Origin of the sequence: Parabacteroides hominis (assembly GCF_014287585.1) — a bacterium.
Taxonomy (GTDB): Bacteria; Bacteroidota; Bacteroidia; order Bacteroidales; family Tannerellaceae; genus Parabacteroides; species Parabacteroides hominis.
In genome coordinates this window covers 1-14,139 of the sequence record NZ_JACOOJ010000018.1, presented here as the reverse complement: position 1 = coordinate 14,139, position 14,139 = coordinate 1, and the positions used below count along the sequence as shown (strand labels likewise).

Annotated in this window: 11 protein-coding genes and 4 tRNA genes; 7 read left to right on the top strand and 8 right to left on the bottom strand. The window is 46.3% G+C overall.

Translation table 11 applies throughout. The features are described 5' to 3' along the window. Positions 1–48: 48 nt before the first annotated feature. Entirely contained in the window at positions 49–1,548 is a 1,500-nt protein-coding gene (locus H8S65_RS11070) for a pseudouridine synthase (protein WP_186930040.1), read from the bottom strand. 61 nt (positions 1,549–1,609) lie between these two features. After that, positions 1,610–2,953, bottom strand: a complete 1,344-nt coding sequence (gene purB, locus H8S65_RS11065; protein WP_186930039.1) for an adenylosuccinate lyase — start codon at positions 2,951–2,953, stop codon at positions 1,610–1,612. Positions 2,954–3,122: 169 nt separating this feature from the next. Here purB and H8S65_RS11060 point away from each other — a divergent pair. The 3 genes from H8S65_RS11060 to H8S65_RS11050 all read left to right on the top strand — a co-directional run bounded on the left by H8S65_RS11060 (position 3,123) and on the right by H8S65_RS11050 (position 3,400). After that, positions 3,123–3,197: transfer RNA gene (locus H8S65_RS11060), tRNA-Val, on the top strand. A 27-nt stretch (positions 3,198–3,224) separates the two neighbouring features. Continuing rightward, positions 3,225–3,299 (top strand) — tRNA-Val (locus H8S65_RS11055). A gap of 26 nt (positions 3,300–3,325) precedes the next feature. After that, positions 3,326–3,400 (top strand) — tRNA-Val (locus tag H8S65_RS11050). A 173-nt stretch (positions 3,401–3,573) separates the two neighbouring features. On the opposite strand, the gene H8S65_RS11045 is transcribed toward H8S65_RS11050, so the two are convergent. Further along, on the bottom strand, positions 3,574–4,014 hold the full coding sequence (locus H8S65_RS11045; RefSeq protein ID WP_186930038.1) for a DoxX family protein: 441 nt from the start codon (positions 4,012–4,014) through the stop codon (positions 3,574–3,576). 111 nt (positions 4,015–4,125) lie between these two features. Continuing rightward, positions 4,126–4,199: transfer RNA gene (locus tag H8S65_RS11040), tRNA-Arg, on the bottom strand. A 197-nt stretch (positions 4,200–4,396) separates the two neighbouring features. On the opposite strand from H8S65_RS11040, the gene asnA reads away from it, so the two are divergent. Together asnA and ung are read left to right on the top strand one after the other, a co-directional pair. Beyond that, the gene (gene asnA / locus H8S65_RS11035; protein ID WP_186930037.1) at positions 4,397–5,434 is read left to right on the top strand and encodes an aspartate--ammonia ligase; all 1,038 of its coding nucleotides are present in this window, start codon (positions 4,397–4,399) and stop codon (positions 5,432–5,434) included. A 107-nt stretch (positions 5,435–5,541) separates the two neighbouring features. Beyond that, the gene (gene ung, locus H8S65_RS11030) at positions 5,542–6,204 is read left to right on the top strand and encodes a uracil-DNA glycosylase (RefSeq protein WP_186930036.1); all 663 of its coding nucleotides are present in this window, start codon (positions 5,542–5,544) and stop codon (positions 6,202–6,204) included. 4 nt (positions 6,205–6,208) lie between these two features. On the opposite strand, the gene H8S65_RS11025 is transcribed toward ung, so the two are convergent. Both H8S65_RS11025 and H8S65_RS11020 read right to left on the bottom strand, forming a co-directional pair. Further along, positions 6,209–8,974, bottom strand: a complete 2,766-nt coding sequence (locus H8S65_RS11025) for a putative LPS assembly protein LptD (RefSeq protein WP_186930035.1) — start codon at positions 8,972–8,974, stop codon at positions 6,209–6,211. Positions 8,975–9,039: 65 nt separating this feature from the next. Beyond that, entirely contained in the window at positions 9,040–9,582 is a 543-nt protein-coding gene (locus H8S65_RS11020) for an HD domain-containing protein (protein WP_186930034.1), read from the bottom strand. Between the two features lie 138 nt (positions 9,583–9,720). Here H8S65_RS11020 and H8S65_RS11015 point away from each other — a divergent pair, with 138 nt between their 5' ends. Both H8S65_RS11015 and H8S65_RS11010 read left to right on the top strand, forming a co-directional pair. Continuing rightward, on the top strand, positions 9,721–10,866 hold the full coding sequence (locus H8S65_RS11015) for an exo-beta-N-acetylmuramidase NamZ family protein (protein ID WP_374046331.1): 1,146 nt from the start codon (positions 9,721–9,723) through the stop codon (positions 10,864–10,866). A gap of 53 nt (positions 10,867–10,919) precedes the next feature. Then, a complete protein-coding gene (locus H8S65_RS11010) occupies positions 10,920–12,806 on the top strand; it encodes a sensor histidine kinase (protein WP_255489175.1) in 1,887 nt (628 codons plus the stop codon). 51 nt (positions 12,807–12,857) lie between these two features. Here the strand turns inward: H8S65_RS11010 and H8S65_RS11005 are convergent, their stop codons facing one another. Next, on the bottom strand, positions 12,858–13,301 hold the full coding sequence (locus tag H8S65_RS11005) for an META domain-containing protein (protein ID WP_186930031.1): 444 nt from the start codon (positions 13,299–13,301) through the stop codon (positions 12,858–12,860). Between the two features lie 10 nt (positions 13,302–13,311). Then, positions 13,312–13,737 carry an META domain-containing protein gene (locus tag H8S65_RS11000; protein WP_186930030.1) on the bottom strand — a complete coding sequence of 142 codons (426 nt, stop codon included), beginning with the start codon at positions 13,735–13,737 and terminating at the stop codon, positions 13,312–13,314. Positions 13,738–14,139: the final 402 nt, after the last annotated feature.

The window sequence follows — 14,139 nt, the reverse complement described above, 5'->3', positions numbered from 1 at the left end:
GGTAATCAAAACAAGTTAGCCGGCTTTTCCGACCGGCTAAACTCTATATTATTCAAAAGCACCCATGCGGAGCGCGTTCACCTCACGTTCGTTCAGATAACGCCACTTTCCACGTCCCAGGTTCTTTTTTGTGAGACCGGCAAAATATACACGATCCAGTTTAACCACATGATAGCCCAGTGATTCGAAAATGCGACGAACGATACGGTTACGTCCTGAGTGAATTTCGATACCGACCTGGCTCTTATCGTCTTCGCTTGCATAACTGATAGCATCAGCATGGATTTCTCCGTCTTCAAGCTCAAGCCCGTTAGCGATCTTTTCCATATCTTCGATAGATACGTTCTTATCCAACCACACATGGTAGATCTTTTTCTTCTTGAAAGAAGGATGTGTCAGCTTGGAAGCCAGATCACCATCGTTAGTCAGAAGCAGTACACCTGTCGTGTTACGGTCCAGACGCCCTACCGGATAAATACGTTCCTGGCAGGCGTTCTTTACCAAATCCATAACAGTCAGACGTTCCTGAGGATCGTCGGAAGTTGTCACACAGTTCTTCGGCTTATTCAGAACGATATACACTTTACTTTCGATCTGAACCGGTTGGTCTTTGAACAACACCTTGTCCTGACGGGTAATCTTCGTTCCCAATTCAGTTACAACCTGATCATTTACCTGGACAACACCTGCCTGGATAAATTCATCAGCCTCGCGACGCGAACAAACACCAGCATTGGACAAGAACTTATTCAAACGGATCGGTTCGTTCGGATCAGCCAGCACTTCCTTATACTTCAACTGCTTCTGGAAGTTATACTTGGCATTCGGATTGTAATCACCGGTACGGCGATTATTGTTCGGACGTCTGTTGTTGTTGTACCCGCCACGTCCGCCGCCACTGTTTCCATAACGGTTGTTGTTATTACCGTATGAAGGTCTGCCACCACGATTATCGCGGTTGTCGTAAGACGAACTTACACGGGTATCACCAACACGCGGTCTTCTTTTCTTTACACCATCACCCGAAGCACCATCGCCGGACGGAGTGGCAGAATAAGCCTTTCCTCTGTCTTCATAGTTCGGGCGAGACGGACGATTGTACGGACGATCGTTCCCATAAGAACGATCATTGCCGTAAGAAGGGCGATCGCTGCTACCATAAGAACGATCGTTGTTGCCATAAGAACGATTGTTACCATAAGAAGGTCTGCTGTTATAGCCACCTTCACGATTAGAGTTACCATAGCTACGGTTTCCACCATTATCGCGGTTATACGGTTTATTGTAACCGCCATCACGGTTATCATACGTACGTGGGCGACTCGGTCTGTCTCCATAAGAGCGGTTATCCCCATAAGAATTATAACCTCCGCGGTCATCCCGGTTAGGACGGTTATATGGTCTCCGTTCATAGTTGTTTCCTTCAGGTCTGTTATAACCTTGATTGTAAGGTCTTCTTTCAGAATCCTGGTCTGTGTTTTCCCGTCTGATACTTGGTATCACCTTTCTTGGACGCGGTTGAGATTCATCTCTTTCTTCTGTGCTCATTTGATGTAAATTAAATGATAATTAACTACTTGGTAACCTCACGGCTACCCATTGTTTCTCACTAAATACCTGTATAATTATGCGGCGTTATCGCCTTTAATTCAGCTTTAACAGCATCACTGACTTGCAACGTGTCAATAAAATTACTGATCGATCCGGCAGTGATACCTTCATTCGTACGGGTCAAGGCTTTCAATGCTTCATAAGGTTTCGGATATCCTTCACGACGAAGAATAGTCTGAATTCCTTCGGCCACTACAGCCCAGCAGTTATCCAAATCCCGATACAATGCTTTTTCGTTTAATAACAATTTACCCAGCCCTTTTGTTAAACTTTTGAATGCGATTTCGATATGAGCCATCGGTACGCCAACATTACGAAGGACTGTAGAGTCTGTCAGGTCACGCTGCAAACGTGAAATCGGCAACTTGGCAGCCAAGTGTGTCAGGATAGCGTTTGCCATTCCCAAATTACCTTCCGCATTTTCAAAGTCGATCGGATTCACCTTGTGCGGCATAGCAGAAGAACCTACCTCACCGGCTTTGATCTTCTGTTTAAAATACTCCATGGAAACATACTGCCAGAAATCACGGCACAAATCGATCAGGATCGTATCGATACGTTTCATCCCGTCAAAAATAGCAGCCATGTTATCATAGTTGGAAATCTGTGTCGTCCATTCCTCACGGCTCAGTCCCAACACTTCATTCACAAACTTATTTCCAAAAGCTTTCCAGTCATAATCCGGATAAGCCACATGGTGCGCATTGAAATTACCGGTTGCTCCACCAAACTTAGCGGAAACAGGAGTCGCTTTCAACAGCTTCACCTGCTGTTCCAAACGGTAAATAAACACCATCACTTCTTTTCCCAAACGGGTAGGAGAAGCCGGCTGTCCATGTGTTTTGGCCAACATGGGAACATCCGCCCAGTCTTCGGCATATTTCTTCAATATGTCGATCACTTCCTGCAAACCGGGGAAATACACTTCATTCAGCGCATCCTTGATAGACAATGGAACAGATGTATTGTTAATATCCTGGGAAGTCAATCCGAAATGGATAAATTCCTTGTATTCCTGCAAAGACAACAAATCGAATTTTTCTTTTATAAAATATTCAACAGCCTTTACATCATGATTGGTCACACCCTCGATCTCTTTAATACGGGTAGCGTCCTCAACCGAAAACTCGCGGTAAATTTTCCGCAAAGCCTCTTTATTCTCCACAGTCGCCAACGCGCGAAGCTGCGGTAAGAATTCAGACAGAGTAATAAAATACTCGATCTCAACCTGCACTCTGTATTTAATGAGCGCATACTCTGAAAAGTAAGCCGCCAGGTTCTCGGCTTTATTTCTGTATCGCCCGTCTACAGGCGAAATTGCTGTCAGTGTCGAAAATATCATATACATTATTAATATAGAGCTGCAAAGTTACTATAAATCTTAATACATATAGGCAGAGATGAAGTTTTTTTCTACTTTTTCTCAAAAATATTTGGAGGTAATAAAAAAAGCCGTATCTTTGCAGCGCTTTAGAGAGATAGAGCGTATCAAACTTAATGAATAAATGAAAGGGCGTTTAGCTCAGCTGGTTCAGAGCATCTGCCTTACAAGCAGAGGGTCGGCGGTTCGAATCCGTCAACGCCCACCTTTCATAACGAATTGATTTCACTTTGGGCGTTTAGCTCAGCTGGTTCAGAGCATCTGCCTTACAAGCAGAGGGTCGGCGGTTCGAATCCGTCAACGCCCACTCATTACCAAAATGATTTCACATTCGGGCGTTTAGCTCAGCTGGTTCAGAGCATCTGCCTTACAAGCAGAGGGTCGGCGGTTCGAATCCGTCAACGCCCACCTCTTTTTAAGAGCAATCATGATTAGCATGGTTGCTTTTTTTATTTTCCCAACCAACACAAAAAAAACACCTTATTCTCCCACTATTTTTTAAGAGAAGGCTAACACAACAAAAAAGGCAGGAATAGCAATTCCCGCCTTTTTTGTTTCCTTTCGTATGCAAGTATATAACCTCATCGTTTCTTTTTCGATAATGCAAAGGATATGATATGATCGATAGAAAATTTACCAGGCCCTGTTATATACATCAGCACAAACACCACCAGATAAATAAAGGCCAATTCCTTCACGGCAAACGGATCATTCCCATGTATCACAAAAAAGGCCATTCCCATTGTAAAGATCATCGGGATCATAGCCAAACGATAAAACGCCCCGAATATAAAACCTACGGAACAAAATACTTCCCCGAAAATAGCCAGCCCCAACGACAACGTACTTCCTACGCCCAACGGGTCCGGGAAAGATCCCGACATGGCACTAAAATTCGTCCATTTCTGGATGCCATGCGAAAGCAGCAATACTCCGAAAAGGATACGCAACGCTAACAAAAAAAGGGAAAACGCATTTCCTTCCGGCTTGGAAGGAAAAAGAAATTTATAAACCACTGACATAATCTTTGTTCTTTCTTAAATTAGTTATTCATTTATAAAACATAAATAAAAAAGAAAAGTTTACACGCAGGCCCATAAAAAAAGGACTTCCAACACTTGGAAATCCTTTTGTGACCAGGGTGGGATTCAAACCCACGACCTTCAGAACCGGAATCTGACGCTCTATTCAGCTAAGCTACCCAGCCAAAGACAGCGCAAAAGTATATATAATCTTGCAGGAAAACAAATGAACGGGCAAAAAAAGATCATTTTTGATATTTTGCAAGCATCCTAACGACAATCACTTCCATTTTGCAAATAAAAAAAGGCACACAATTGCTATTTTGCCATTAATTAGTATCTTTGCCACGCATTATTTACAAACATAAAGCACAACAAGTATATGAGCTACTTAATTAAACCAGCAGGATATAAGGCTTTATTGAACTTATCACAGACCGAGATGGGTATCAAAAAGATCAAAGACTTTTTCCAGCAAAACCTGTCTTCCGAATTACGGTTACGGCGCGTCACAGCTCCATTGTTCGTTTTAAAAGGGATGGGAATCAATGACGACCTGAACGGTACGGAACGCGCTGTCACGTTTCCGATCAAGGATTTGGACGATGCGAAAGCAGAAATCGTCCATTCGCTTGCCAAATGGAAACGCCTTACCCTTGCCGATTATCAAATCGAAAAAGGTTACGGTATCTATACCGATATGAACGCTATCCGTTCCGACGAAGAGTTGGGGAACCTCCATTCTTTATATGTCGACCAGTGGGACTGGGAACGTGTCATGGGAGCCGAAGAACGGAATGTGGACTTTCTGAAAGAGATCGTACGCCGCATCTATGCAGCTATGGTCCGTACTGAATACCTGGTCTATGAGATGTTCCCAGAAATCCGTCCGGCACTACCACAGCAAATCCATTTCATACACTCCGAAGATTTACTGCAAAAATACCCGACCTTCACGCCGAAAGAACGGGAAGATGCGATTACAAAAGAATACGGAGCTGTTTTCATCATCGGTATCGGTTGCAAGTTAAGCAACGGAGAGAAACACGACGGACGCGCCCCGGACTACGACGACTGGTCGACAGTTGCGGAAAACGGACAAGTCGGATTAAACGGCGATCTGCTCGTCTGGGACGAAGTGCTTAACCGTTCGCTCGAACTATCTTCCATGGGTATTCGTGTAGATAAAGAAGCCTTGCTCCGCCAACTGGAGATTTGCAACGCGGAAGAAAAGAAAGAACTATATTTCCACAAACGCCTGTTGAACAGCGAACTGCCCCTAAGTATCGGGGGAGGTATCGGACAGAGCCGCCTGTGTATGTTTTACCTCCGCAAAGCCCATATCGGGGAAATCCAGGCAAGTATATGGCCGGAAGAAATGCGCCGTGAAGCCCGTGCTGCCGGCATGTACCTGATTTAATTGAAAATTAAGAATTGAAAATTGAAAATTAGGATGGATTATTGATAATTATTTCTGATATTCGCGTGACAAAGATAATTTCTAATTTTCAATTTTCAATTACCATTATGGACGTCAAGATAGAACAGAGCTGGAAAGAACGATTAAGTTCAGAGTTTGAAAAAGATTATTTCAGCCGGCTGATCACATTTGTTAAGGAAGAATACCGCCAAAGAACCATCTATCCTCCCGGTCCCTGTATCTTCAGTGCGTTCGAACACTGTCCGTTCGACAAGGTCAAAGTAGTCATTCTCGGACAGGACCCCTATCATGAACCCGGACAGGCACACGGACTCTGTTTCTCCGTCCAGGACGGGACACCCTTTCCCCCGTCACTCGTCAATATCTTCAAAGAAATCGAAAGCGATTTAGGCAAACCCGTTCCGCAGACCGGTAATCTGCTCCGTTGGGCTGACCAGGGCGTCCTGCTTCTCAACGCAACCCTGACTGTTCGTGCACACCAGGCCGGTTCACACCAAAATAAAGGCTGGGAAGAATTCACGGATGCCGTGATCCACCGCCTGGCAGAAGAGCGTAACCATATCGTTTATATCCTGTGGGGGTCGTATGCGCAGCGGAAAGGCGCCTTCATCAACGCTTCCCGCAACCTGGTATTGAAATCGGCCCACCCGTCTCCCCTCTCCGCTTATCGTGGATTCTTTGGGAACAAGCATTTCAGCAAAGCAAACGATTATCTGATCGCAACCGGACAAACTCCTATCGAATGGTGATTCATCAATCCCATTTCTGTCCGTCACGATAGTTGCTGCTCTGGCGCCATTTCAGGTCTTTCAGCAAAGACGAACTTACTGCGATATTAAAGGTATAGGACTTATAAGGCCCCACCGGCACAAAACTGGCAGTCATTTGCCAGCAATGCAGGTCGCGGGTTATGTTACAAGTCATATATGATATCTTATGCGTATCGAAGTCATAGGTGGCATTAAAGTTAAAACGCCAGTTCTTCGTCGGCTGGATATTACCGTTAAAGCTCAACGCATGTGTCAACTTGTACTTATATTCGAGCTTGCTCGGATCGAAGTCTCCATAACGCAATTGCATGCTATAGCTGAATGAAAGGCTCCAGGGCACCTTATTGATCATATAACCATACGAATCGAATTCACCCGTATCTTTCTTGGCGCCACGCAAACGGCCACCTTCCGTTTTACCCTGTTGGTCCCCTTCTTCTCCCGGAGAGATTTGTTCGAACTCCGGATCGTTCGATGCATTGGGGTCTGCCGGAGGATTGTTGGAATCATCGTTGTTACCTTTCTTGCCGAACCATTTGCCGAACGTATCATTATTAAAGGTATAAGAGAAACTCGTACCGGTCTGGCGCAAGCGGCCTAATCCTTTACCTGCCTGCCAGCGCGGAATATCCAACCGGCGGACTGTCTTCGTCGCTTCATCGTAGCCATAGGTATAGGTATCGAAGACACCGTTCAGGTTCAAAGTATAGCTCTTGGAGAACTTAATACGCAAACCGACGCTCAGGTCACTCCATTTGAACGAATCGGCCGCCATATTATAGCTCATACCCAACGACAACTTATCGATCAGACTGATCTTGCGCTCTCCCGTCGAATCGCGATCCGACTTGATCTTCATCTCTATATTATTATCCAACTGGAAACTCAGACTCCCGGACTTTCCATTAGGAGACGTCCCGAACATCCCAGATGCGAAAGGCGAATAGGAAACATACTGTTCCTGTCCATACTGGTCTTCATAGGTGAGATCTTTCCAGAAGCCATATTTGGCAGCACCGAAATCAGGCGTATAGCTCAAGGTTACCGAAGGTTCGAAACGATGGCGGATCATCTTGACCTTGTCACCCAAAAACGGTAGCGGCTTGTAGAAACCATACAAAGTAGTGGAAGCCGAAACCGAAGTACTGTAATCGAATACACGGTAGAAACCATAAGTCGTATCCCGGTCTACCACCTGCTTCTTCTGCATATCGTATGCTTTTTCCACTTTATTGGTGTACCAACGTTCGGTATAGTTGAACGACGGCGAGATATTCAGATACTTGAACAAAGAGAAAGTCGCACTCACCGGAATCTGGTGCTGCATGGCATTCCGCCAGTCCTTCACCAGGCTCGACTTGAACAATTTGTCTTCTTTCGTATCGATGCTGTTACGCAGGTAACCGTTGTAACTCATGGAAATCTTTTCATACCAACGTTCTTTGCCAACCGCACTTTTCCGCTTGAAAGGGAAGATACGGCTCATCGTAATCGTAATATCGGGCAAAGTCAACGAAATCGTCGAGTCTTTCGAACGCTGGTTCACGTTCATGGTAGCCGAAAGGCTGAACGGATTATTCGGGAAACGCTGCGTTATACTGATACTGGACCCCTTGGTATTCTGGTTCGCATCCGCAAACCCCTGCGAACCCGGATAGAAACTGTTCAGGTTGTTACGGTCGTAGCTGCTGGTCGCAAAGTTCACACTTGCCGAGAAAGTCCGGTACGGATTGGCTTTCGGGTCTTGCGAATGTGTCCAGTTCAGCTTGAAGTCCTTAGACAAACTATAGTCGGGAAGCCCCTTGTCGCCCAAGCGGGTAACCAGGTAGGAAGCATTGAAGCTGCCCGAAAACTTATACCGCTTCCGGTAAGAAGAACGGGCCGACAATCCCCAGGAACCTTTCGTATAGATTTCACCTGTCAGAGCCAGATCCATATAATCGCTCAACGCAAAATAATACCCTCCGTCGCGCAGGTAGAAACCACGCGAACTTTCATCCCCGAAAGTAGGCATGATAATACCCGAAGAATAAGAACTTGAAAACGGGAAGAAACAGAAAGGCAGGCCGATCGGATAAAGCGGGACATCCTCGAACACCATATAGACAGGCCCTGTCACGATATTCTTCTTCGGACGGACTTTCGCCTTCGTCATCTGGATATAGAAGTGGGGATGATCGTGCTCGTCGCAAGTCGTATAACGTCCCCCCACCATATTCAGGACATCGTTGTCCATCTTTTTGGTACGTCCGGCTGTCACATAGCCTTCGCCTTGTTGCGTGATTACATCCGTGATGTATCCTTTTTTCGTACCGAAATTATAGCGCATCGTCTTGGATTCATACTGCTGGTCGCCATCTTTGAAAAGCGGATAGCCGAATTCTTCCCCGATCGAGTCGAGGCCGAAGGTAGCATACACCAGGCTACTGTCCATATTCATCTCGATTTTCTCGGACTGGAGTTCGATCTGTTGATATTTCACATCGCTTTCCCCGAACAGATAAGCCCAGTTCGCCCCCGTCATGATGATGGAGTCTTTCGCCTGGTAGGAAACCGGCGCGTCCAACCCGGTCTGCTTCTTCGGTACGCTGTCCAACGCAAACACACTATCCTGTCCGGCGGGTACGATCGTATCTCCCACAACAGCCATCACGGTATCGGTCGGGGCAATAAGTTCCTGCGCCTCAGTCATCATGTTTCCGGTGAGGAAAAGCAACAAAATAATCAGGCATTTGTATTTCAAAAACATTCCGTCGTTATTTGCAGTGTGTTACAGCGGGCAAATGTATAACAATTTAGCGAGCCAATCCCTTTTTATTCCCCTAAAAAGAGTTTACACCAGTTATCAAACCGTTCGACAGTTTCGTTTCCGTACTTGGAGAGGCCTTGTTTTACCTTTTCGACAGATTTTTCTTTGTCCAGTTTCGTTTTGCTGTAAAACTTGTCGGCGAAACAAATCAGTTGTTCTTCCAGGGTTTCAGGCATAAAGTCCCGGTGCGGAAGGGGCAGATCGCGTTCTTCGATCATTGCCTGCGTGATACCCGTTCCGGTATGCCGTTCGCACACACGGGCATGGCGGGGATAGCCTTCCGCCCGCATCAGTTCGGCCCCCAGATAACCGTGGCAAATATACTCCGCATCCCCATGACAATCGATGTCGGGAGCATTACAACGGAAAATACCGATATCGTGCAGCATGGCTGCTTCTTCTATGAAGGTAAGGTCAAGATTCATCTCCGGATGCATCCGGGCTATAGCCAAAGCTTTATCCGCCACACTTCTACTATGAATAACCAAAATCCGGTACGCCTCCGTGCCTGCCGGGTAATATTTGGCAATAATATCTAAAGGGTTCATAACATTCAATCGCTTTATTGAGGGGCAAAGATACGCAATAAACAAAAAGAATCGTTACTTTTGCAGAAACAAATAGTAAGGAATGAGTCTATGAGAACAGTTATCAGGTGTGCCTTCTGGCTGTTAAGCCTGTTCTTAATGTCCGAAATCCAGGCCGTCACTCCCCGGAAAGAACCTCTAAAATTGGGGGCCGAACGTATGGACGTCGTTACCCGTCTGTTGAAAGACAAACAGGTCGGATTAGTTGTGAACCAAACCTCCATCCTCGAAAAGCAGCAGAAGCATTTGCTGGATGCCTTGCTGGAAGAAGGCGTTGACGTAAAGAAGGTGTTCGCTCCCGAACACGGTTTCCGCGGGACAGCCGATGCAGGCGCAGAGATCAAAGACAGCCGTGACGTAAAAACAGGAGTTCCCATCATATCCCTATACGGAAAAAACAAGAAGCCGACAGCCGAGCAACTGGCCGGCCTGGACGTGGTCGTATTCGACATTCAGGATGTCGGAGCCCGTTTCTATACCTACATCAGCACCATGCACTATGTGATGGAAGCCTGTGCCGAAAGCGGTATCGAGTTTATCGTCCTCGACCGCCCCAACCCGAACGACTTCGTCGACGGCCCTGTCCGCCAGAAAGGATTCGAATCGTTTGTCGGCGTAGACCCGTTGCCCGTTCTGCACGGCCTGACGGTCGGCGAACTGGCTTGGATGATCAACAAGGAAGGCTGGTTGAAAAGCACGCCCGACACTTGCAAACTGCATATCGTCAAAATGGAAAACTGGCGCCACGGCGATCCGTACTGGTTGCCGGTAAAGCCCTCTCCCAACCTGCCGAACGACCAGTCGATCCGCCTCTATCCTTCGCTCTGTTTCTTCGAAGGGACCAATATCAGTGTTGGGCGCGGGACCTATTACCCGTTCCAGATACTGGGAGCACCCGACCCCAGATACGGAGATTTCACCTTTACGCCCGCCTCGCTGCCCGGCTTCGACACGAAACCGCTGCATAAGGACAAGGAATGCTACGGCACAGACTTGAGGGAATATCCCTTTACCGGAGGGTTGACGCTGAAATTCCTCCTCGATTTCTATAATAAAGCCGGCAACGACCAGGCCTTTTTCTTCACCCGCCCGCAATGGTTCGACCTGCTTGCCGGGACAAAAGAGTTGCGTTTCCAGATTGTCCGCGGCTTGAATGAGGACGAAATACGCGCAAGTTGGCAACCGGCATTAAACGAATATAAGAAAATCAGAAAGAAATATTTATTATATCCCGATTATCGTTAACTTTGAAGGCTTTTTACAAAACAGTACAGGTACAATTGATAAGTGTTTTTTTCTTGAAAATACATCTATACATAACGATATTAATTGTGATCCTTTGTTTTCCGCGTGAAGCAAAGGGTTCCTCCGATAAAAAGGGGAAGGATCTGTTTAATGTCCTTGTCATACAGTCGTACAATCAGAGTTTGAGTGCCTACTCCGAGTTCGACAAACTGTTGCACGAGGAACTGGAGGAAGAACAGGTATTCTCCACCATCCATACATTCTATCTGGACTGCGAGCGTTATTTTGCCGCAGACGAAGAAGCCCTGATGTATTCTTTCCTCGACACCTTAAGTTTCAAACCGGACATCATCATTTCCAATGACGACCAGGCCACCTACACCTTGATGGCCTGCAACCATCCGCTCGGCAAGACGGTCCCTGTTGTCTTTTCAGGTGTCAACTTCCCCAACTGGGAACTATTGGAACAGCATCCCAACTTCACCGGCTACTGGGACAAGCCTGAATACCTGAAAAACATACAACTGATCGAAAAACTATACGGAAGGTCAAAAATACTGATCTTCAAGACGAAAGATTTTATCGGCAGAAAAGCGTTCGAAGCGTTGATGGATAATATCCAGGGACATGGAATAGCCGTTTACGAAGGGCTATATCAAACAAGGCCCCAAACGACTTCCACGGAAATCCAGCCGGGCAAAGAAGGCGCTTCCGCCTTATATACGACCTCGACGGCAAACCTGACCGCCCGCCAACTCCTTTGGGTGTTTGAAGACAAACCCTATACCGCCTGCATGCAAATCATCCTCGATTTCAATGTCCTGACCGTCGGACGCCTGGCCAACGTGCCGAACTTCACGGTCATTAACAACGGGTTCAACGACAACAAAGGGATCACCGGAGGCTATTTCACTACCTTGCAAATCCAGGCGGATTGTGTAGCCAAAACAGCCGCCCGCATCCTGAAAGGCACTTCTCCAAGCGAGATTCCTATTGTAGAAAGCCCCAAAACATTTGCTTTCGACTGGAAAGAAATGCAGCGTTTCAACATACGGCTGGATGATCTGCCACAGGGAAGCGTCATCTATAACATGCCGTTGGAAGTCCGTTACCGGAACTATATTATTGCAGGCGGAATCCTGCTCGTCATAGCGTTCGTCTATATCATCCTCCACCTCGTTTACATGTACCGCCGCGAAAGCGAACGGAAAAGGCAGGTACAACTCCGGTTGATCGAAGAAAAAGAGCGGGCTGAAGAAGCCAATAAGATGAAATCGGCGTTCCTTGCCAACATGAGCCATGAGATACGCACGCCGTTAAATGCGATAGTCGGTTTCACCAACCTGCTGCAAGACGAAAAGGATCTGACCGATGACGAAAAGGATCTTTTCCGCGATACGATCAACAAAAACAGTAATCTGCTGCTGAAACTGATCAACGATATTCTGGAACTCTCGCGCATCGAGTCGGGGCGGATGTCTTTCACTTTCGACGATTGTTCCCTGAACGAGCTGTTGGAAGAGATTTACCAGACGCATCACCTGCTTATGCCTTCGAATATCCGTTTCCTGAAAGAGTTCCAGAAATCGGAACTTGTCATTCATGTAGACCGTTTCCGGTTTACGCAGGTGATTACGAACTTCATCAACAATGCCGTCAAGTTCACTACCAAAGGTCACATCCTGTTAGGATATGTCTATAAGAAGGAGGAGAAAGAAGTTCATATCTTCGTCGAAGATACCGGAAAAGGCATGTCGGAAGAGGCCCAGAAGAAAGTGTTCGAACGTTTCTTCAAAGCGGACGAATTTGCACAGGGAACCGGGCTGGGCCTATCGATCTGCCAAACCATCGCCGAACGCCTAAACGGACGGATCACCCTCTCTTCCCAGGAGGGCAAAGGCAGCCGCTTCACGCTGATCATCCCTTGCAGGCCGAAATAAAAAAGGCGGCCCGTCAACCGGAACCGCCTTTCAAACATTTCACAATGGAAATTACTTCTTTTCGATTACCATCAGTTTGGTATTGTCCGTGCCATATAAAGCGATTTTATTGACAGGTTTCGCATCTCCTTCCGCTTCAAAGCGAACGACTTTATCCAAAGCCTGCAACAACTCACGCTCACCGCTCATATCCGGACAAGCCATACGCGTTGTCGCAACCTGCGGGAATTTAATGATATTCTTGTGGGAATCGCTGTATTCGATCTGTCCCATCATCCGGTTGCATCCGGCCTTTCCGGAAAGGGAATGACGGGCCACGTCGAACTCGATGACCTGGTTCGTCCCGGCAGGATTCAACGCCTTGCCGTTCAACTCGACAATATTCCAACTGCCATCCAGGTCGGAGAAAGTCGCTTCCACACCCTTTTTCGCCTTACAGGAAGCAAAGATACCGATGCTCAACGCAGCAAGGCAAAGATAAATGTACTTCTTCATTTCCGTCCAATTAGTTTTTTGACAAAACCATCAATACATTACCGTTAGCATCGACCAGCAGCATTTCATTTTCGGACTGGCCGGTTTTCACGCCTTTCACGTCTCCCATAGCTTTCAGGATCGCATCTTCGGTCTCCATATCCGGACAAGCCATCATGGTAGTGGCTGCGGGATTGATCGTGATGGAAGAAATATCCTGGTCGTCCAGCACGACAGTCGAATTAAAGATATTACATCCGGCATTACCGTGGACTTTATTATCTTTCATATCAAACTCCATATTGGGCAAACCTTCTTTCAATATTTTTTCTCCTTTTACTTCCACAATATTCCATTTACCTTCCAACTTCTTTGCATCTGTTTTGACTTCAGAGCAAGAAAACAACATCCCGACAAAAGCAGGAACCATCAAAAGTGTCAAAATAGCTTTTTTCATCTTTTACTTTTCATTTATAATTATCACTCGTAAAGATAAGACGTCGAATCACTGCAAAAAGTTCCCGAAGGGCTTGTTATTTAACGCTTCTTAACCATGTTCATACCCCACCAACAGCTTGTATCATGCTATTTAACAAGAACTTATTATAAAAGGCGGCATCGACATCCCCCCCTGAGAAAAGGTGAAACATCCAAATGATGATTATCGGTAAGCTAACAAACGAGGCTGCACCTCGTGCCGCAAGCTCTCTTTTGGAAGGTGTCTGAAAAGGATGCCTTCTTTTTTTGTTATGCCGCCCGTTTATTATCCATTTTTATTTTTAAAACATCTTTGGTCTTCTCAATTGTCTCTCTTCGGGAAGTAATCCTACAGAAATAAGTAAAAAATAAAAGAGAACTG